Annotated in this window: 21 protein-coding genes and 1 pseudogene; 9 read left to right on the plus strand and 13 right to left on the minus strand. The window is 67.5% G+C overall.

Features of this window, described 5'->3' with window-relative positions:
• The first annotated feature begins 12 nt into the window (after positions 1–12).
• The gene (locus AC3WLD_RS13545) at positions 13–309 is read left to right on the plus strand and encodes a hypothetical protein (RefSeq protein ID WP_492557497.1); all 297 of its coding nucleotides are present in this window, start codon (positions 13–15) and stop codon (positions 307–309) included.
• A 44-nt stretch (positions 310–353) separates the two neighbouring features.
• Here the strand turns inward: AC3WLD_RS13545 and AC3WLD_RS13550 are convergent, their stop codons facing one another.
• The 8 genes from AC3WLD_RS13550 to rpsU form a co-directional block, all read right to left on the minus strand.
• Positions 354–1,205: a hypothetical protein gene (locus tag AC3WLD_RS13550; RefSeq protein ID WP_492557498.1), complete on the minus strand. Its 852-nt coding sequence runs from the start codon at positions 1,203–1,205 to the stop codon at positions 354–356.
• 107 nt (positions 1,206–1,312) lie between these two features.
• Entirely contained in the window at positions 1,313–1,666 is a 354-nt protein-coding gene (locus AC3WLD_RS13555; RefSeq protein WP_492557499.1) for a hypothetical protein, read from the minus strand.
• A 98-nt stretch (positions 1,667–1,764) separates the two neighbouring features.
• On the minus strand, positions 1,765–3,255 hold the full coding sequence (gene gatB, locus AC3WLD_RS13560; protein WP_492557500.1) for an Asp-tRNA(Asn)/Glu-tRNA(Gln) amidotransferase subunit GatB: 1,491 nt from the start codon (positions 3,253–3,255) through the stop codon (positions 1,765–1,767).
• 146 nt (positions 3,256–3,401) lie between these two features.
• Entirely contained in the window at positions 3,402–4,889 is a 1,488-nt protein-coding gene (gene gatA / locus AC3WLD_RS13565) for an Asp-tRNA(Asn)/Glu-tRNA(Gln) amidotransferase subunit GatA (protein ID WP_492557501.1), read from the minus strand.
• Positions 4,890–5,010: 121 nt separating this feature from the next.
• Positions 5,011–5,313 (minus strand): Asp-tRNA(Asn)/Glu-tRNA(Gln) amidotransferase subunit GatC, encoded by a 303-nt coding sequence (gatC, locus tag AC3WLD_RS13570; protein WP_492557502.1) that lies wholly within the window; start codon positions 5,311–5,313, stop codon positions 5,011–5,013.
• Between the two features lie 69 nt (positions 5,314–5,382).
• Positions 5,383–7,029 carry a DUF4153 domain-containing protein gene (locus AC3WLD_RS13575; protein WP_492557503.1) on the minus strand — a complete coding sequence of 549 codons (1,647 nt, stop codon included), beginning with the start codon at positions 7,027–7,029 and terminating at the stop codon, positions 5,383–5,385.
• A gap of 19 nt (positions 7,030–7,048) precedes the next feature.
• Positions 7,049–7,612: an FKBP-type peptidyl-prolyl cis-trans isomerase gene (locus tag AC3WLD_RS13580; RefSeq protein ID WP_492557504.1), complete on the minus strand. Its 564-nt coding sequence runs from the start codon at positions 7,610–7,612 to the stop codon at positions 7,049–7,051.
• 445 nt (positions 7,613–8,057) lie between these two features.
• A complete protein-coding gene (gene rpsU, locus AC3WLD_RS13585) occupies positions 8,058–8,264 on the minus strand; it encodes a 30S ribosomal protein S21 (RefSeq protein ID WP_008070684.1) in 207 nt (68 codons plus the stop codon).
• A gap of 256 nt (positions 8,265–8,520) precedes the next feature.
• On the opposite strand from rpsU, the gene crcB reads away from it, so the two are divergent.
• The 6 genes from crcB to AC3WLD_RS13615 all read left to right on the plus strand — a co-directional run bounded on the left by crcB (position 8,521) and on the right by AC3WLD_RS13615 (position 12,501).
• Positions 8,521–8,925 (plus strand): fluoride efflux transporter CrcB, encoded by a 405-nt coding sequence (gene crcB, locus AC3WLD_RS13590; protein WP_492557505.1) that lies wholly within the window; start codon positions 8,521–8,523, stop codon positions 8,923–8,925.
• Positions 8,925–10,196, plus strand: a complete 1,272-nt coding sequence (locus AC3WLD_RS13595; RefSeq protein WP_492557506.1) for an RluA family pseudouridine synthase — start codon at positions 8,925–8,927, stop codon at positions 10,194–10,196. The genes crcB and AC3WLD_RS13595 overlap by 1 nt, the downstream gene beginning before the upstream one ends.
• Positions 10,197–10,326: 130 nt before the next feature.
• Complete coding sequence (locus AC3WLD_RS13600; protein ID WP_492557507.1) at positions 10,327–10,929, plus strand: FMN-binding negative transcriptional regulator; 603 nt, start codon at positions 10,327–10,329, stop codon at positions 10,927–10,929.
• Complete coding sequence (locus AC3WLD_RS13605) at positions 10,926–11,588, plus strand: HAD-IA family hydrolase (protein WP_492557508.1); 663 nt, start codon at positions 10,926–10,928, stop codon at positions 11,586–11,588. Before AC3WLD_RS13600 ends, AC3WLD_RS13605 begins: the two co-directional genes overlap by 4 nt.
• Entirely contained in the window at positions 11,585–11,809 is a 225-nt protein-coding gene (locus AC3WLD_RS13610) for a hypothetical protein (RefSeq protein WP_492557509.1), read from the plus strand. Before AC3WLD_RS13605 ends, AC3WLD_RS13610 begins: the two co-directional genes overlap by 4 nt.
• The gene (locus tag AC3WLD_RS13615; protein ID WP_492557510.1) at positions 11,806–12,501 is read left to right on the plus strand and encodes an ATP12 family chaperone protein; all 696 of its coding nucleotides are present in this window, start codon (positions 11,806–11,808) and stop codon (positions 12,499–12,501) included. Before AC3WLD_RS13610 ends, AC3WLD_RS13615 begins: the two co-directional genes overlap by 4 nt.
• Here the strand turns inward: AC3WLD_RS13615 and AC3WLD_RS13620 are convergent.
• Entirely contained in the window at positions 12,498–13,121 is a 624-nt protein-coding gene (locus tag AC3WLD_RS13620; RefSeq protein WP_492557511.1) for an RBBP9/YdeN family alpha/beta hydrolase, read from the minus strand. The two genes, AC3WLD_RS13615 and AC3WLD_RS13620, sit on opposite strands and share 4 nt — an antisense overlap.
• Before the next feature lie 156 nt (positions 13,122–13,277).
• On the opposite strand from AC3WLD_RS13620, the pseudogene AC3WLD_RS13625 reads away from it, so the two are divergent.
• Both AC3WLD_RS13625 and AC3WLD_RS13630 read left to right on the plus strand, forming a co-directional pair.
• Positions 13,278–13,445 (plus strand): annotated as a pseudogene (locus AC3WLD_RS13625) (plasmid stabilization protein); the annotation flags it as partial.
• A 109-nt stretch (positions 13,446–13,554) separates the two neighbouring features.
• Entirely contained in the window at positions 13,555–15,663 is a 2,109-nt protein-coding gene (locus AC3WLD_RS13630) for an adenylate/guanylate cyclase domain-containing protein (protein WP_492557512.1), read from the plus strand.
• Between the two features lie 70 nt (positions 15,664–15,733).
• On the opposite strand, the gene AC3WLD_RS13635 is transcribed toward AC3WLD_RS13630, so the two are convergent.
• From AC3WLD_RS13635 to AC3WLD_RS13650, 4 genes are read right to left on the minus strand one after another with little or no spacing between them, the layout of a single operon-like run.
• Positions 15,734–16,306, minus strand: a complete 573-nt coding sequence (locus tag AC3WLD_RS13635) for an ABC-type transport auxiliary lipoprotein family protein (RefSeq protein WP_492557513.1) — start codon at positions 16,304–16,306, stop codon at positions 15,734–15,736.
• A gap of 11 nt (positions 16,307–16,317) precedes the next feature.
• A complete protein-coding gene (locus AC3WLD_RS13640) occupies positions 16,318–17,277 on the minus strand; it encodes an MlaD family protein (protein ID WP_492557514.1) in 960 nt (319 codons plus the stop codon).
• 19 nt (positions 17,278–17,296) lie between these two features.
• Positions 17,297–18,205: an ABC transporter ATP-binding protein gene (locus tag AC3WLD_RS13645; protein ID WP_492557515.1), complete on the minus strand. Its 909-nt coding sequence runs from the start codon at positions 18,203–18,205 to the stop codon at positions 17,297–17,299.
• Positions 18,202–19,317 carry an MlaE family ABC transporter permease gene (locus tag AC3WLD_RS13650; protein ID WP_492557516.1) on the minus strand — a complete coding sequence of 372 codons (1,116 nt, stop codon included), beginning with the start codon at positions 19,315–19,317 and terminating at the stop codon, positions 18,202–18,204. Before AC3WLD_RS13650 ends, AC3WLD_RS13645 begins: the two co-directional genes overlap by 4 nt.
• Between the last annotated feature and the right edge of the window lie 46 nt (positions 19,318–19,363).

The following is a 19,363-nucleotide window of genomic DNA, read 5'->3' on the forward strand; positions in this document are numbered from 1 at the left end:
GAGGAGAACACCATGAGCGTTGCCGGAACCTATGATTGCGTGACCAAGACCCCGATGGGCGACCAGTCGAGCAAGTTCACCGTGACGGTGGACGGCGACACCTTCACCGGCAGCAACGTCGGCGCGATGGGTTCGATGGACGTCGAGGACGGCAAGGTCGATGGCAACCGCCTGACCTGGAAGATGAAGATGACCGTGCCGATGCCGATGACCCTGGAAGGCGACGCGACCGTGGACGGCGACACGCTGAGCGGAACGGTCAAGGCCGGCGCGTTCGGCAGCTTTCCGATGAACGGGACGCGGGTCTAGAACGCAAAGGGTGGCGCGGCCAAACACCGCGCCACCCGTCTGCTTCAGTATTTCTTGTTTCCTGCTGCCTTCGCGGCCCGAGCCTTGGCCACTCTTTCGGCCAGATCGTCAGGATTGATCTCATCGATAGCCTTGGCCGCCTCTTCCGCAGTCATCGGCGGACGATGACCTAATGGCGGCAGGCTGGCGGCGCGGCCGACCATGTCCATGCACAGGTTCGGCAGCATTACATCCGGCGTTAACGTCACGTGGCTGCGTGGCATGGCCGAAAGCTCAGGCGGCACAGCCGGGTCATCGCTTGCCGACCTTGCGAACAGGGCGCTGGTCATGACGACATTCATCAAGGTTCCGAACTCTACCAGGTCGTCGGAAAGCTTCGCAGCCCTGATTTCCGGTGCGGGAGAATTGCCATCCTCGCGACCGGTCAGCATCAGCCCGATATCGCTGATCTCACCCTGCTTCACGTCGAATGCATAGGTGCCCATCGACAGGCAGGTATTGCCGACCCCGCTGATGATCCATCGCCCCGGGTAGGCCGCGACCAGATAAACCCCGGCCCCGTCGGATTCACCGAAACTACGTGCCGTATTTACTCCGACGCCTAGAGTCTGCGAGTAGTTGGGCGCCTTCGTCTCCGGGTCATCCTCAGCGAACGGAAGCTGCGTCTCCGGAGAAACTCGCATGAAGCCGATCGGTACCGGGTTGTCCTTGGGCGTGGCACGCGGGCCCATCCGGACAAGGATATATCCCAGTCGAGGATCAACCTTCACTTTTCCCGGCTTGAGCGTATCGAGCTTGATTTTCGCAGGCTTGGCCGGTGCCGGGGCAGCAGAGGCTGGCGGGATCACTGACGTCGCCAGCCCAATCGCAGCGACACTAAGGCAGAAGCGGATCATGGTTCGAGCCTCCCGCTGGAAGGCGCTGCTGCAGTGGCAAAACCGACCATGTTTTCCACCACCTCGGCATCGACGAGCTGATCGTTGTCGCGAACGATATCGCCATTCTAGACGATCTCGTTCCAGCGATCCTGCGGCACCTGGAACCGCGCATATCCGAACCCGCCCATGCACTTGCGCATGGCTGCGTTGCGCATGCGAAAGCGGTCGATCTCCGCCATCCGGCCCTCCAGTAAGGCTCCGAAAATCCCGCCAGTCGACGGCATCCGGTCACGCATCGACAGGATCGGATAAGCCTGGCCAATGCAATAGACGAGATCGCCGCGAAACTGGTCCGCCGATTGGTCGCCGGCATGGAAAAGAAAGAATTTTGCCGGATCGTCCATTTCCGGCGCTGGCTCAGCCGGTTTGGCCGCGATGGCAGTCGTCGCCGTCGCCGCAAGCCAAACCGACGCTGCCACGAGCGTCAATTTCAAGCGCATTATTCCCCTGCCCCTGTTGCACTGCCAGATTAGCGGCGGGCACACGGGGTGCAAGCATCAATGCCTCGAAAGAGGACCTACCCCAACTTCGCCTTCACCACCCCGTTGACCACCTGCGGGTTGGCCTTGCCCTGCATTGCCTTCATCGTCTGGCCGACAAAGAACCCGAACAGCGCCTCCTTGCCGGCCTTGTACTGTTCGACCTTGTCGGCGTTGTCGGCCAAGACCTTGTCGACCGCGGCTTCGATCGCGCCGGTGTCGCTGGTCTGCTGGTTGCTGGCGATGACCGCGGCGAGGTCGATGTCGCTCGTCAGGTGCTGGGCGAGGATTTCCTTGGCCTTGCCGCCGGAGATCGTGCCCTCGCTCACCGCGACGACCAGCGCGACGTTGGCCTCCAGCGTGTTCTTCGGGTGCGTCACCGGCAGCGAAGCGGCGCGCAGCACGCCGGGGCGTTCGGAGAGGATCCAGTTGGCAACGCGCTTGGCGACGTCCTTCTCGCCCTTGCCGGCGGCGACGGCGACCGCACCGAGCATCTCCTCGAACTGCTGGTAAGTCTCGACCTCCAGCGTCAGCTGCGCGGCGTCGTAGGCGGAGAGGCCCAGCGCGGTTTCATAGCGGTGGCGCTTGGCGTCGGGCAGTTCGGGCAGGCTCGCGCGGCATTCGTCGACGAAGGCGTCGTCGAGCACCAGCGGCAGCAGGTCGGGATCGGGGAAGTAGCGGTAATCGTGCGCGTCTTCCTTGCTGCGCATCGAGCGGGTTTCGTTCCGGTCGGGATCGTAGAGCCGGGTTTCCTGGGCAATCGTGCCGCCGTCCTCGATCACGCCGACCTGGCGCATCGCCTCCTGCTCGACCACCGCCATGACGAAGCGGACCGAGTTGACGTTCTTGGTTTCGGTCCGGGTGCCGAACGGCTCGCCCGGGCGGCGCACCGAGACGTTGACGTCGGCGCGCATCGAGCCCTGGTCCATGTTGCCGTCGCACGACCCGACATAGCGCAGGATCTGGCGCAGCTTGGTGAGATACGCGCCCGCCTCCGCCGGCGAGCGCATGTCGGGCCGGCTGACGATCTCCATCAGCGCCACGCCCGAACGGTTGAGGTCGACGTAGGACATCGTCGGGTGCTGGTCGTGCATCAGCTTGCCCGCGTCCTGCTCGACGTGGATGCGCTCGATCCCGATGGTCTTGGTCGAGCCTTCGGGGTCCTTCTCATCCAGGATCACCTCGATCGCGCCCTCGCCCACCAGCGGGTGGTAGAGTTGGCTGATCTGGTAGCCCTGCGGCAGGTCGGCGTAGAAGTAGTTCTTGCGGTCGAAGCGCGACCACTTGTTGATCTGCGCCTGGATGGCAAGGCCCGTGCGCACCGCCTGCCGGATGCACTCGCGGTTGGGCACCGGCAGCATCCCCGGCATCGCCGCGTCGACGAGGCTGACCTGGCTGTTCGGCTCCGCCCCGAACGCGGTCGCCGCGCCCGAAAACAGCTTGGAGTTCGAGGTGACCTGCGCGTGGACCTCGAGGCCGATCACGACTTCCCACTCACCGGTTGCGCCCTGGATGCGGTAGCTGCTCATATCTATTTCCGCTTTCGACGTCTGGCCCGCTTGGTCGCTGCCTGATCCGTCACTTCGTGTTTATTTGCTTCGTGTCTTTTTCTGCCGATCAGGTCGCGCAACCAGACCGTCACCTCTTGCTGCAAAAGGTCCGCAAAAAAGCTCATCTACCACCACCGCTCCGCCTTGTGGACGAAGCCGGCGCGCTGTTCGATAGCCAGCCCCGCATTCAGCACGCCCTGCTCGTCGAAGGCCTTGCCGACGATCTGCAGGCCGAGCGGCAGCCCCTCACGGTTGAGCCCGGCAGGCACGCTCATCGCCGGGAGGCCGGCGAGTGAGGCGGGCACCGCGAACACGTCGTTGAGGTACATCGCCAGCGGATCGCTGACCATCTCGCCCAGCCCGAACGACGCGGTCGGCGTGGTCGGGGCGAGGATCACGTCGACTTGCGTGAACGCGTTCGCGAAGTCCTGCGCGATCAGGGTGCGGACCTTCTGCGCCTGCGTGTAGTACGCGTCGTAGAAGCCCGCCGAGAGCACGTAAGTGCCGATCAGGATGCGGCGCTTGACCTCGGCCCCGAACCCGGCGGCACGGGTCGCGGCGTACATGTCCTGCAGGTTCGCGCCCTCGGGCAGGTCGCGCAGGCCATAGCGGACGCCGTCATAGCGCGCGAGGTTGGACGAGGCTTCGGCCGGGGCGATGATGTAGTACGCCGGCAGCGCATACTTCGTGTGCGGCAGCGAGATCTCGACGATCTCCGCGCCCGCGTCCTTCAGCCAGGCGATGCCGTTGTCCCAGCTCGCCAGCACGTCGGCGTCGGTGCCGTCCATGCGGTATTCGCGGGGGATGCCCACCTTCTTGCCGCGCAAGTCGGCATTCAGGCCCGCTTCCCATTCGGGCACCGGCATGTCGAGGCTGGTCGCGTCCTTGGGATCGAACCCGGCCATGGCTTCGAGCATGATCGCGCAGTCGCGCACGTCGCGGGCCATCGGCCCGGCCTGGTCGAGCGACGAGGCGAACGCGACGATGCCCCAGCGCGAGCAGCGGCCGTACGTCGGCTTGATGCCGGTGATACCGGTGAACGCGGCGGGCTGGCGGATCGAGCCGCCGGTGTCGGTCCCGGTCGCCGCAGGGCAGAGCCGCGCCGCGACCGCCGCCGAGCTGCCGCCCGACGAACCGCCGGGGGCCAGGGGCGCGTTGCCCCCATCCTTGCGCCGCCACGGGCTGATTACATTGCCGAAGTAGCTGGTCTCGTTCGACGAGCCCATCGCGAACTGATCGAGGTTGAGCTTGCCGAGCATCCCCGCGCCGGCGTCCCACAGCTTCTGGGAAACCGTGCTCTCGTACTCGGGCTTGAAGCCTTCGAGGATGTGGCTCGCCGCGGTGGTCTGGACGCCGCGGGTGGCGAACAGGTCCTTCATCCCGATCGGCACGCCGGCCATCTTGCCGAGCGGCTGGCCGGCGGCGCGCGCCGCGTCGACCTTGCGCGCGGCGTCGAGCGCGGCATCAGGGGTCGTGACGATGAACGCGTTGAGCGCATCCTGCGCCGCGGCGACGTTGGCGTTGAACGCGGTGGCCACCTCGACGGCGGTGAATTCGCCCGAGGACACGCCGGAGCGGATCGCGGCGACGGAAAGGTCGGTGAGGTCGGTCATCAAATCGAAATCCCGTGCGTCCCCGCGAAGGCGGGGACCCAGTGCATCAGGGCGCAGCGTTTGCGGCCCTGGGCTCCCGCCTTCGCGGGGGCGCAAAAAGTGGTGGTGTGGCCGAGAGCTCTCACTCGATCACCTTCGGCACGCCGAAGAACCCGTGTTCAGCCGCCGGCGCATTGGCCAGGACCTTGTCGCGGACCCCGCCGCCGGTCAGCGGATCGGCGTTCACGACGTCGTCGCGCAGGCGCAGGGTGTTGGGGATGACGGCAGTCATCGGCTCGACCCCGGTCACGTCGACCTCGCCCAGTTGCTCGACCCAGGCGAGGATGCCGTTGAGTTCGGGGACCATCGCCTCAAGCTCGGCGTCGCCGAGGTTGAGGCGCGACAGGGAGGCGATCTTCGCCACGGTTGCTTTGTCTACGGACATGGCCGCGCGTTAGCGGGGGGAGCGGGCGCGTTCAAGGGCGGGTTGCGCCGGAAACCGGGCAAATTCGCGCTATTCCAGAGGCGGCCCCACCGGCTTGCCATCGACGAACACGCGCCGGCCCTGCCACGGGCGGACTTCGACCTTCGAGTCCTCGCGCACCTCCGCCGTCGGGGCGGCTTCCGGCATCTGGACGACCGCGTCGGCGGAAGCGGAATCGAATTCGCGCACGGTGACCCCGTCCGGCCCGACGAACACCGCGCGCGGTGGCCCGCCCGGCCGTGTCCCGGCGTCCACCGCGATGCATGGCGAACCGCAGACGTAAGGGTTCTGCTGCCAGTACTTGTCCACCCGCGCCCGCAGACCCGGATCGGTGATGCGGTTTTCGAACTTGCGCTCCTCGCGGTCCGGCATCGGCACGGCAGGATAAGGCTCGGTCTCCGCCTGCGCTTCCTTCGCCAGCTTGCCGACCTCGCCGCCGCGCTTGGCGAGACCCGCCAGCACCGCGCGTCCGGCATCACCGAACTGCCAGCGCAGGGCGTGGTAGTCGAACCTGTCGGGCGGGACCTTCCCCCCGTCCAGCCGCGCCACCTGCTGCCGCGCCGAGATCGCGCCGAAGTCGAGGACCGGCAGCGCGAGCAGCAGCGCCAGCGCGCTCACCCCGGCGGCGAGGTTGAGGTTGGCGCGGCGCAGGTATTCCGGCCAGCCCTTGATCCGCCCGCGCAGCACCGCGACGAACGCGGCGAGGCCGTAGGCACAGGCAACCGCGATCGCGAGCAGGCCCCAAAGACGTTCGGGCGAAAGGCCGTGCTGGTCGATCCGCGTGCCCATCGAGATCGCAGCGAATACCGTCAGTGGCAGGATCACCGTAGCCAGCGCCAGCGCGGCGAGGCGCATGACCGGGTTGCGGCTCATCTCGCCGTCGTCCTCGCGCACAATCGCGTTGGCCAGTACGAACGCCCCGGCGGCGCAGGCGAGCAGGACCGGTGTGGCGCTGCGCGTCGCCTCCCACAGCACGTCCGGCCCGGAGACCACCATCGCGGCGAGGAACAGGACCAGCGCCAGCGCGGTCGGCACCGCCAGCAGCGACAGCACCAGCATGACGACGTGGCGTAGCGTGCCGATCACCCGGATCTGGTTGCGCAAGGTGCCGAGCGCCGCCCCGAACGCCGCGCCCGAATAGGTCCAGCCGAACCAGCCCTCCTGCATCAGGTCGCGGAGCAGGTCGATCTTGAGCAGGTGGAACAGTTCGGACAGGATCGCGAGCACGATCCACGATAGGCCGGTAAACGCCAGCGCCCCCGCCCCGCAGACCGCATCGGTCCAGACGTGGAAGTGGATGTCGCGGTACGGGGTCGCGAACCGCGCCCGCTCGAACCCCGCCTGGAACAGCGGCAGTGCCAGCAGCAGGGCAAAGACCCCGGCCGCAAAGCCGAACTCCTCGCCCGCGACATGGTCGCCCACGTCGAGCGCATGGAAGGCAAGGCCCGCCATGACCAGCCCGGCGAGCACCGAGAACGCCGCCGCGCGCAGCCAGCCCTCGCGCTCCAGCGTGAACGCGGCGCTGACCCCGCCGAACACGAAAAACGCCGCCCCGGCCATCCGCCCGGGCGACGCTTCGGTGTTCCTGGTCAGGAGCCAGACCGCCAGCCCGCACACCGCGAGCAGGCCTCCGGCGAGCCAGGGGCGGAGCGGCCAGTCGCGGCTCGCGACCGGCACAGTCTCCTCTCCCGTCACCTTACGGCTTCGGCGCGCCTTCCGGCATCGGCGGGGCCGATTCGCCGCCCGGACCGCCGGGGCCGCCGCCCATGCCCTGCATCTGCTGCATCTGCATCTGGAGCATCTGGAACTGCTGGCTGGTCATGAACTTGAGCAGCTCGACCTCGAACACCAGGTCGCTGTTGGCGGGGATCGCCACTTCGCCGGTGCGCGGATCGGGCGTCGCCTTGTCGCCATAGGCGAGCTGCGAGGGGATCTCGAGGCGGTACTTGCCGCCTTCCTTCATCTTGATGAGGCCGTCGCGGAATCCCGGAACGACCGATTCGAGCGGGATCGCGACCTTCTCGCCGCGGTCGAATTCCTTGCCGCTTTCGAGCCGGCCGACATAGTTCACGAGCACGACGTCCGTCGCGGTCGGACTTGCACCCTTGCCGGCGGAAAGCTCTTCGACGGTCACGCCGCGCGGGTGGAGCGCCCAGGCCGCGCCGATACCGACGAGCAAGGCGATGATGACGCCAAGCCAGATCATGCCGATCGAGCCCTTCTCGATCGGCTGGAGCGGGACGCGCGTGACTTCGGACATGATGTTCCCCCAAGGCGGCGCGGGCAATGAGGCGCGCCGTTTCAGTCGCGCCCCTGATGGCGCAACGCGGGTTCGCGGGCAAGAGGGGTGATGCGGCTCAAGCGCCAACCTTCCGCTCGATCCCGCCGTCACCCTGAACTTGCTTCAGGGTCCAGTTCGGTCCGGCTCGGCATCTTGAGCATGTCAGCGGCGCTGTGGTCCTCGCTTCCGACCTATCGGAACAGGACGCGAGGGGACCCTGAAACGAGTTCAGGGTGACGATTCTGGATTCCAGAGGGCTGCACCCGCGGCCCCGGGAGCGCCCCCACAACGACAAAAGCCCCCGCGCCGGGCGGAGGCTTTCATCCGGGGCGTGGCCCCTGCCGAAGGACGTCCCCGCCTGCCCGACGGGCAGTTTACCCTGAGCGGCCGGCCTGCCGGCCAGCCGAAGGGCGGGGGACCGGCCTTACTTCGCGCCGTCGCGTTCGGCGCGCTTGCGCTCGAGCTTGCGGGCGCGGCGCACGGCGGCGGCCTTTTCACGGGCGCGCTTTTCGGACGGCTTCTCGTAGTGACGGCGCAGCTTCATCTCGCGGTACACGCCCTCACGCTGCAGCTTCTTCTTGAGCGCGCGGAGAGCCTGGTCGACGTTGTTGTCGCGGACGAGAATTTGCATAAACCGGAACACCTCGATCACTGTCGGCGAGAGCCCGCGGCGCGGCGGGAGTCACCGGAAATTGAAAAACGCAAAACGAAGCCGAATCCGAACGGACCGGCTCGAACGGGCGGGCCGCTACCACCGAAGCAGGGGCAAGGCAAGGGTTTGCGGCCATTTTCGGGGCCAGACGAGCGCCCCTCCCGTCCGCTGACCGCCCCTTGGCCGCCCCTTGGCCGCGTTGCGCCCGCCGCCCATCCCCTCTAAGGCACGCGCGATGAACCCGCCATCCACTCTCGTCGCCACGCTGATCGTCGCCTTCGGCGGTGCCATCGGCGCGGCGCTGCGCTTCCAGGCCGGACGGCTGATCGGCGTGTTCACCGGGCCGGAGGCGATGTTTCCGTGGCCGACCTTCTGGATCAACGTGCTCGGCAGCCTCGCCATGGGTGTGCTCGCCGGGTGGCTGGCGCGCAACGGCCAGGCGGATGGCGAGGCCTGGCGGCTGCTGCTGGGCGTCGGCGTGCTCGGGGGGTTCACCACCTTTTCCGCGTTCAGCCTCGAGATCGTTGCGCTGATCCAGCGCGGCATGATCGGCCTGGCGGTCACGTATGGCCTCGCCTCGCTGATTGCCGGGGCGGTCGGCCTGTTTGCCGGCATGGCGATGATGCGGGGGACGGCGTGATGGTCGATCGACAGGCGCAGGGCGATCGGGAATCGGACGAGGTCCGCCAGTTCACCGTCACCGCAGACGACGACGGCATCCGCCTCGACCGGTGGTTCAAGCGCAATCTCCCGCAGGTCGGCTTCGCCACGGTCTCGCGCTGGGCCCGCACCGGCCAGCTTCGGATCGACGGCAAGCGCGCCGATCCCGCCGACCGGCTCGAGAAGGGCCAGGTCCTGCGCATCCCGCCGGGCGGCGCCGCCCTCCCCGCCGGGCAGGGCTCGCAGCGCAAGCCGCTCACCCCGGAACAGGTCGAACTCGCCGAATCGATGGTGCTGGAGCGCGACCGCGCCGCCATCGTGCTCAACAAGCCGCCAGGCCTCGCCACACAGGGCGGCTCCGGGACTTATGAGCACGTTGACGGCCTGCTCGATGCCTTCGTCGAGGAAAAGGGCCCGCGCCCCCGCCTCGTCCACCGGCTCGACAAGGACACCTCGGGCGTCCTCCTGATAGCCCGCACGCCCGGCAGCGCGGCGTTCTTTTCCAAGCGCTTCTCGGGCCGCTCGGCGCGCAAGATATACTGGGCGCTGGTGGTCGGCGTGCCCGACATCGCCGATGGCCTGATCGAACTGCCGCTCGCCAAGCAGCCCGGCACCGGCGGCGAGAAGATGATGGTCGACGAAAGCGGCCAGGGGCAAAGCGCGCGGACCCGCTACCGGATCGTCGAGCGCGCCGGGAACACCGCGACCTGGGTCGAGCTCCAGCCGCTGACCGGCCGCACCCACCAGCTCCGCGTTCACATGGCTGCGATCGGCCACCCGATCGTCGGCGACGGCAAGTACGGCGGCCAGGGCGCGTTCCTGTCGGGCTCGATCAGCCGCAAGATGCACCTCCATGCCCGCCGCCTCAGGATCGAGCACCCGGAAGGCGACTGGATCGACGTCACCGCGCCGCTGCCCGAACACTTCGCCAACTCGATGAACTACCTCGGCTTCGACGAGACCAACGGCGACGTCGAGCTGGACCCGGTCAAGCCGGTATCCGAACGCGTGATGGAAAAGCGCGCGGCCAAGCAGCATTCGAAGGAATACCGCAAGGAACGCCGCGGCGAGCGCCGCAAACGCGCGGAAGGTCCGGTCGGGCGCAAGCCAACCGGCAAGCGCGCGGCACCGGCCAAGGGCGGGACCAAGCCGGCGGGGGCCAAGGTCGCCGGGAGCAAGCCGGCCGGGAAAAAGCCCGCCGGCACCAAACCCGCACCGCGCAAGGGGCCGCCGAAAGGTCCGCGCAAGTGACATTCCGCATCGGTCGTCATTGCGAGGAGCCACAGGCTCCGCGGCAATCCATCAGAGGCGCGGACCGCGGGGGATTGCTTCGCTTCGCTCGCAATGACGATGTGTCGGGTGCGACAGGGGCACCGCGCTGATGCATCCCAACCCGCAGTTCCGCAACGACGACCGCCAGCTTGCCGAAGCGCTGATTGACGAAGTCGGCTTCGGCATGGTGTTCATGACCACGCCCGACGGCCCCCGCGTCGCGCACACGCCGATCCTTTCGACCGGCGACGGCGCGGTGCAGTTCCACGTCGCGCGCGGCAACGCCATCGCCCGGCACCTCGACGGCGAGACCGCGCTGGTCGTGGTCAACGGCCCCGACGGCTACGTCTCCCCGCGCTGGTATTCCGACGGCGAGCAGGTTCCGACGTGGAACTACGTCAGCCTCGAACTCGAAGGCCGCGTGCGCCGGATGGACCAGGACGGGCTCGCCGCGCTGCTCGAGGATCTCTCGACCTTCAACGAGGAGCGGGTCGAGGACGGCACCCCGTGGACGATGGACAAGCTGCCCGATGCCAAGCGCCGGCAGCTGATGGCCGGGATCGTCGGCTTCGAGATGGAAGTCCTCGCGTGGCGGCCGACCTTCAAGCTCTCGCAGAACAAGCCCGCCGACGAGCGCCGCCGCGTTGCCGACGGGCTGGAAGCCAGCGGCCACCCGGCGATCGCGCAGCTGATGCGGACGCTTGCGCCATGACGGTTCGCCTCGCCATCTTCGACTGCGACGGCACGCTGGTCGACAGCCAGGCCGACATCTGCGCTGCGATGGACGCGGCGTTCGCCGGTCACGGCCTCGATGCGCCGGAGCGGGCGCGGACCCGGCGGGTCGTCGGCCTCTCGCTGTACGAGGCGATGCGCCAGCTTCACCCGGCGGGTGCGCACGACGACCACGCGACTCTGGCCGAGCGCTACAAGGACGCCTTCCGTGAGCGTCGCCGCGCGGGCGTGGTGGCAGAGCCGCTCTACGACGGCATGGCCGACCTGATCCGCGATCTCGACGCCGCCGGCTGGCTGCTCGGCGTCGCCACCGGAAAGTCCGACCGCGGACTCGTCCATTGCCTCGAATCGCACGGGCTGAAGGGCCACTTCGTCACCCTCCAGACCGCCGACCGCCACCCGTCGAAGCCGCATCCCTCGATGGTCGAAACCGCGCTCGCCGAATCCGGTGCGGACCGGGCGGCCACCGTGGTCATCGGCGATACCGCCTATGACATGGAAATGGCGATCAACGCCGGGGTCCGCGCGATCGGGGTCAGCTGGGGCTATCACGAGACCGAGGAACTGCTCGACGCGGGGGCCGAGGCGGTGGCGCACACCATGGCGGAACTGCGCGAACTGCTGGAGCGGATGGGATGAGCGAGCCGGACCCCGCCAAGGGCCGCTTCGTGGTCATGCAACTGGTGCGTCTCTCCGGCGTGTTCCTCGTCCTGTTCGGCATCCTGCTGCAGGCGCGGCGGATCGAGGCTCTGCGCGATGTGCCGCCCGCCGCCGGCTACATCCTGATCGTGATCGGGCTGGTCGAGGTCTTCGCCCTGCCGCTGGTCCTCGCCCGGCGCTGGCGGAGCCCGAAGCAATGAAGCGGTTCTGGAAGCAGGCGTCCATTGTCGAGGCCGAGGATGGCTGGCGCGTGCTGCTCGACGGGCGGGCCATCAAGACCGTCGGCGGACGGGCGCAGGTCGTGCCGACGCAGGCGCTGGCGACTGCGCTGGCCGAGGAATGGGCGGCGCAAGGCGACGAGATCGACCCCGCCCTGTTCGTCTACCGCGACATGGCCGACTTTGCGCTCGACGTCGTCGGCGCCGACCGCGCCGGACAGATTGCCGACCTCCTCCGCTACGCCGAGACCGATACGCTGTGCTACCGCGGCGACCCCGGCGAGGCGCTGACCGAGCGCCAGGACGCGGTGTGGGAGCCGCTACTGACCGCGGCCGAGCGACGCTATGACATCCACTTCGAGCGCGTTGCCGGCGTGCTGCACAAGCCGCAGCCCGAGGCCACGCTGCGCCGCCTGCGCGCCGTGCTGGAGGCACAGGACGATTTCACCATTGCCGCGCTCAAGCAGCTCGCCAGCCTCGCCGCCTCGCTGACGCTGGCGCTCGTTGCTCTGGACCCGGGCGCAGACACGACCGCGCTTTGGAATGCCGCCAATCTCGAGGAAGACTGGCAGGCCGACCTCTGGGGCAAGGACGCCGAGGCCATGGACCGCCGCGCGCGCCGGGCCGCGGCGTTCGTGGCAGCGGCGCGGTTCGCCGCGCTCGCGCGGGGTTAGGCGAACAGCGACAGTTCCGAAGGCGTGATGCTCGGCGGCGGCGTGGTGCGCTGGCGGTGGGCATGGCGCGCAAGGCTTGCCACCAGCGCACGCCCGTCCTCCCAGCCGCCAAGGTCGCTCTCGGCATTGACGTGACCCGCCTCGCCGATATCTACGAAGCGGCTGCCCCAGAACTGGCCGAGACGGCGGGTCCGCTCGAACTCCGCATAAGGATCGTTGCGGCTGGCGACCAGCGTGGTCGGAAATGGCAGCGGCCCGAGGGGCGTAGGCGCAAAGGCGTAAAGGCGGCTGTCGCTGGCGGCAGAATCGACCTCCGGCGGCGCGACCAGCAGCGCCCCGACGACGGGATCGCACCATGCGGGACGCTCGTAATACGCCCACCACGCGACCGCGAGGCAGCCCAAACTATGCGCAACGAGGATCACGGGCTTCTCGGCCCGGTGGATTGCGAGGTTGAGCCGGTTGACCCACAGGTTGCGGTTGGGCGCGGACCAGTCGCCGAGATCGACCCGGCGGGCCAGCCCGTCGTTCTCCCACGCGGTCTGCCAGTGCCCCGTTCCGCTGCCGTTGAGGCCAGGAACGGTGAGGACCAGAGGGGTTTCGGCGAGCAGATCGGACATGGCGAGTCTCCTTTGCGAATGGAGATCGCATATATCTCTACTCAATCGATAGACAATAGGCCTGCGCCTTGCTGCCGGATTTGCGCGACGGGGCGAATGGGCCGCGCGGCCCCTTCGACGACGCGGTGCATTGATGTTCCGAAAGGAGTTTTCGCGATGCCCCAGGGAGACAAGGACGCCTATACCGACAAGCAGAAGCGCAAGGCTGAGCACATCGAGGAAGGCTACGAAGACCGCGGAGTCAGCAAGGACGAGGCCGAACGCCGGGCCTGGGCGACGGTCAACAAGCAGGACGGCGGCGGGAAGAAGTCGGGCTCGGGGCGGAAGGATTAAGCGCCTTGCACCGTCGCCCGCGCGCCCCGTCTCCCGATGGACAACTTCCGCAATGAGAGGCTAGGTTCGGTCCGATCTCTGCGGGGGAGGCGGGCTCGGGATGGATCAGCCGAACGATCGACGGTTAGCCGCCGTCCTGGCACTGGACGTCGTCGGGTACTCGCATCTGATGAGCACCCAGGAAACGCGGACCCTCGATCGTCTGCTGCGTCGCCGCAAAAGCATCTTCGACGCGCTTGTCGCGGCCCGGCGCGGGCGCGTGATCAAAGGAACCGGAGACGGCATCCTTGCGGAATTTGCGAGTGCCAGAGATGCGCTGAATGCGGCGATCGCGATCCAGAAGGCGCTTGCCCAGGCCAATGAGCGCGAGCCGAACGAGCCGCCCATGCTCGCCCGTATCGGCATCAACACCGGCGACATCATCTTCGCCGACGACGACATATACGGCGACGGCGTGAACATCGCGGCGCGCCTCGAATCGAACGCACCGACCAGCGGCATCTGCGTGTCGGGAAACGTGATCGAGGAAGTCAGGCGGCTCGGCGTGGCGTACCGCGACGCCGGCGAACTCGAGCTCAAGAATATCGCGGTTCCGGTGCGGGCCTACCACATTCCCGCCGACGCGGTCCTCGCTGTCGAAGACGAGCAGATTGCCGCCGAGGCGCAACCGGCCACAGGCCGGACCGGTCTCAAAGGAACAGCCGAGGGCCTGGTTCAACGCACGCTGCGGCAGGGCTGGGCCAGGATCACGCTGGCGGTTCTCGGCGTGGCCGTTGTCGTACTCATCGCCACGATGTGGTTGGGCCGATCGCCACCGGCCAGCAAATCCGGCATGACCGTCCGGCTGACCGACTTCAAGCTCCTGTCCGCCGACCTGCCACCCAACATCCAGGACACGATCAAGGCCGAGATCACGGCTGCGTTCAATGCCGATGGCGCCGTCAACATCTCGACGGCGAGCGCCGCCGCCCCCGGCGAAGGGCCTGCGTTTTCGCTCGGCGGAACGATCCAGCGAGACGGGCAGTCGCTGCGGGTAATCACGAACCTCACCAACGAGCGGACCGGTGCGACGGTGTGGGGCAACACGTTCAATTACGACGGCGCGGACCTGGCGAAGGTCCCTCGCCATATCGCCGTCGATGCCGGCAACGCGGTGCGATGCGGGCTCTTCGGAAGCTCGACTTATGCGGAGCCGCTGCCGGACGACGTCCTTCGGGATTACATGCAGTTTTGCCAGTGGCACTGGAACCCCAACATGTCCGACGGGCGCAAGGCGCTCGTCCCGGCGCAGCGCGTCGTGCAGGCGCTACCCGACTTCTCTTGGGGCTGGGCAGCCGTGGCCGGAGGTTACTGGAAGGTCGCGGGGAGCGCGACCGACAAGGCCTCTGCGGAGGAAGCACGCGCCAAGGGACGCGAAGCAGCCGATCGCGCCGTCGAACTGGATCCCAAGAACAGCGAGGCCCTGTACATCAAGGCCATGCTGGTGGACCGTAACGACTGGATTGCACGGGACGACCTCCTGACGCGGGCGGTCAACGCGCGGCGACTGGATTGCGGCTGCGAGTATCACCAATACGGCTGGATGCTTCTCAACGTCGGCCGGGTGGGCGACGCGGTCGAACGTCTGCGGCAAGCCGACGACATGCTTGCTCTCTACATCTACACCTCGCTCAACCTCGCCGACGGACTGGTCGCCGCGGGAAGACTGGACGAAGCGAAAGAGGCCTTCGACGCCTCGATCGATCTCGCCCCGACCAACGGGTTCGCCAACCGCATCAGGCTCATGAAGGCGGCCGCCACCAGCGACCTTGCCGCGCTTTCGGATCCGGGCCTCGATGTGGAACCCCAGTTGCGCAGTGCCTTGCTACAGGGCTTTCGCGCGGTGCAATCGGGCAATGCCGGAGCGAAAGATGCAGCCGTGCGCGCACTTCTTGCCTTGCCCGTGGGCGAACAGGATGAGATTGTCGCCAGGCTGCTGGCGAAACTAGGCGCCGCGCATGACGCGTTCCTGATCGGCGACCGGTTGGCGACCCGGACTTATCCGGGGCCGTCCGTCTTCTGGTATCCGGACATGCGCCCCACCCTCGACGATCCCGGGTTTCCCGCCCTGGCCGAGCGGCTGGGACTGATAGGATACTGGAAGAAAACGAAAACCAGGCCCGATGCTTGCGCGGCGCAAGCGGCCCCGGCGTTCTGCAAGGCGATCTAGGCGCGCTGGAACGAGCGGCGGACCGCTTCTGCCGTCAATGGCAAGGCCCAAGCTGCGAGCCCGTCCTCGGTCACCCCACCCAATCGGCCACTTGCGCCGCGACGTCGTTCGCCGCCTGGTTGAGCGCGGGGCCGACCGCCTCGGCCTTGGCCTCGATCCCGGGCACCACGCTCTCGAACCGCCTGGTTTCGACCTTGCCGCCGCTCATTTCCTTGACCGCGTCATAGCGCACCACGACCGAGCTGGTCCGCGCGTCATAGCCCATGTCGAGCAGGCGGCCGGACAGGCGCAGGCCGCTCGAGCCCGGGTCGTTCTCCACCACCAGCCGCTTGCCGCCGGCGCGGATGCTTTCGGCGAGGAGGCGCTGGAACAGGCGGGCCGGGCGTTCGACCCACATCGCCTTCTTGAGATAGGCGACGTTGGCGTCGTCGATCTGCACGGGGACGCGGGTCACCGCGAGGCGGGCCTCCGCCTCCGGTTCGAGCACGACGATCGCGGAGGAATAGGACCCGCTGGCGCTCGCCCCCGCCGCGGCGGTGCGCGCCGGGGTGAGGTTGAGCAGCGTGTCGGGCACCTTGGGGCCGAGGCTCACGCAGCCCGAAAGAAGCACGGCGGCGAGCAGGGCGGTAGCGGTCTTCGTCATCGCGGGCTTCCTCAATCCTTGTAGTCGGGCAGCTTCGGCCCGCCGATGACGCCGCCGGCGCCCTGGTCCTGCAAGCGGTCGGTCACGGCGCGCAACGACCGCGTCGTCGCCTGGAGGTCGCGGATCGCGGCCTCGGCGGCAGGCAGGGTCCGTTCGTTGAACTGGCGCGCCGCAGGGCGCGCGTCACTCAGCGTGGCATCGAGCGAATCGGCTGCCTTCTGCGCGGACTTCAGCGTCTGTTTCATCTGCGCGGCAAGGCTCTGGCCCTCCCCATTGATCAGCTGGTCGGCCGAGCCGGTGAGCTTCTCGAAACTGGCGAGCGTGTAGTTCGCCTGCCGCAGCGTCGCCTGCAATTCGGCGAGCGTGCGCTTCACCTCGGGCGACGCGTCGGCGAGGTTGCCGGTCATCCGGTCGGTGTTTTCAAGGATGCCCTCGATCGACTTCTGGTTCTTGTCGGATAGCACCATGGTCAGCCGCTCGGTCAGCGTGGCCAGCCGTTCGAGCAGCAGCGGCGCGTTGTTGAGCAGCTCGCCCAGGCCCCCGCGCTTGGTCGGGATCACCGGCACGCCTTCAGGGCACGAGGCGCGCTTGTTCCCCTCGGGACAGACGATCGGCGGCGCGCCCTTGACCGCGCCGGTCAGCTGGATCGTCGAAACGCCGGTGAAGCTGCCCTGGACGCTGGCGACGGTGCCCTGGAGAATCGGGATCTTCTCGTCGACCTTGATCCGCACGCGGACGAATTCGGGATCCTTGGGCCAAAGCTCGATGTCCTTGACCTGGCCGGCAGGGACACCCGCGAACGACACTTCGCTGCCCTTGGCGAGCCCGTCGACCGACTGCTTGAAGAAGATGTCGTACTCGTTCTGCTCGCCCTGGTTGAGGCGCGCGATCCATACGACAAGGGCCGCCAGTCCCGCGAGCAGGATGAGGGTCACCGTCCCGACCCAGATATGGTTTGCCCGCGTTTCCATGGTCTGCCCCTTCCCCGCCTTATGCCGCTGGCCCGGCGGGCCTGTCCATACTGGTCGCCGTCGCCCGACGCCCGCTTTCGCGGCGCTTATCGAGGCGGTCGGCGGTGTCCTTTGCGGCGCGGCCGCGTGGTCCGTTGAAATATTCCTGGATCCACGGGTGGTCGAGCGCCAGCAGTTCCGGGATCGTGCCCACGGCGATCACCCTGCGGTCGGCGATGACGGCGACCCGGTCACAGATTTCGTACAGCGTGTCGAGGTCGTGGGTGATCAGGAAGACGGTCAGCCCGAGCGTTTCCTGGAGCTGCGCAATCAGGTGATCAAACGCCGCTGCGCCGATCGGATCGAGCCCCGCGGTCGGCTCGTCGAGGAACAGCAGTTCGGGATCGAGCGCGAGCGCGCGGGCGAGGCCGGCGCGCTTCCTCATCCCGCCCGAAAGCTCGGAGGGAAACTTGCTGGTCGCGTTGGCCGGAAGGCCCGACAGGAGCACCTTGTAGCGGGCAATCTCGTGCCGCAGTTCGTCGCTGATCTCAGGATAGAATTCGCGCAGCGGCACCTCGACGTTTTCCGCCACGGTCAGGGTCGAGAACAAGGCGCCGCCCTGGAACAATACGCCCCACTGCGAGCGGATATCGATATCTTCGTCGTCACGGGCATCCGTGATCGAACGCCCGAGCACCTCGATCGATCCTTCCTCGGGGATCTGCAGGCCGATGATCGAGCGCATCAGCACCGACTTGCCGGTGCCCGAACCGCCGACCACGCCGATGATCTCCCCGCGCTTGACGTCGAGATCGAGCCCTTCGTGGATGACGTGGTCGCCGAACGCGTTCTTCAGCCCGCGCACGCGAATCGGAAAGTCGCCCTCGAACGGCTCGGGGATCTCCGGCAGTTCGTCCAAGGTTTCAGGCGTGGCGGGAGTTTCGGTCATCCCCAGCCTATGTTGGTGAAGAACACCGCAAAGAACGCGTCGAGCACGATCACCATGAAGATCGCCATGACGACCGCGGTGGTGGTGCGCGAGCCGACTTCCTCGGCGTTCGATTTGACCTGCATCCCCTGGTAGCAGCCCGCGAGAGCGACGATCAGCCCGAACACCGGGGCCTTGACCAGTCCGACCCAGACGTCGTGGATCGGCACGACTTCCTGGATCCGGGCGAGGAAGGTGAAGAACGGGATGCCCAGCGTCAGCGACGAAAGGAATGCGCCGCCGATGATCCCGAGCACCGCCGAATAGATCCCCAGCAGGATCATCATCAGCATCGTCGCGACGACGCGGGGGAGGATCAGCGCCTCCATCGGCGAGACGCCGATGGTGCGCATGGCGTCGATCTCCTCGGTCAGTTTCATCGTGCCGAGCTGCGCGGCGAACGCCGATCCCGAGCGGCCCGCGACCATGATCGCGGTCATCAGGATGCCGAGTTCGCGCAAGGTCAGCCGGCCGACGAGGTTGACGGTATAGATCTCCGCGCCGAACTGGCGCAGCTGGACCGCGCCCTGCTGGGCGATGACGATTCCGACGAGGAAGCTCATCAGCCCGATGATCGGCAGCGCGTTGACCCCGACCAGCTCCATCTGGTGGACCAGCGCCTTGCCGCGGATCTCCTTCGGATGGCGGATCAGGTGGCCCAGCGAGAGGATCATCTGGCCGAGGAAGCCGAGCACCTGCAGCGCCCCCCGAGCCTGCCCGCTGACGACCTTGCCGACGTTCTCCGGCACGCGCTTCGCCAGCGGCGGGCGATAGGGTACGATCTCTTCGGTGTTGGTATCGGCCTTGCCGACCGCCTCGATCAGCCGCTCGGTCTCGTCGCGGCAGTTGACGATCTTCGCGCCGTGGTCCTGCGACAGCCGCCACGCGGTCCACGCGCCAACCGTGTCGATGGATTCGACGTGGCGCATGTCGATGATCGCAATCTTGTCCGGCAGCTCGCGCAGGCGGCGGTCGAGCAGGCCGAGCGACGACACGGTCATCGGCCCGCTGAATGCGAGGGTTTTTCCGTCACCCTCCCCGGGTTCGGTCGTGAAGTCGGCCAGAGCCCGCATCAGGGTCGCTTCATGCGGGAATTTGCCCGCGACGACAAGTGCATGG

This window comes from Novosphingobium sp. FW305-C-111 (assembly GCF_058783565.1).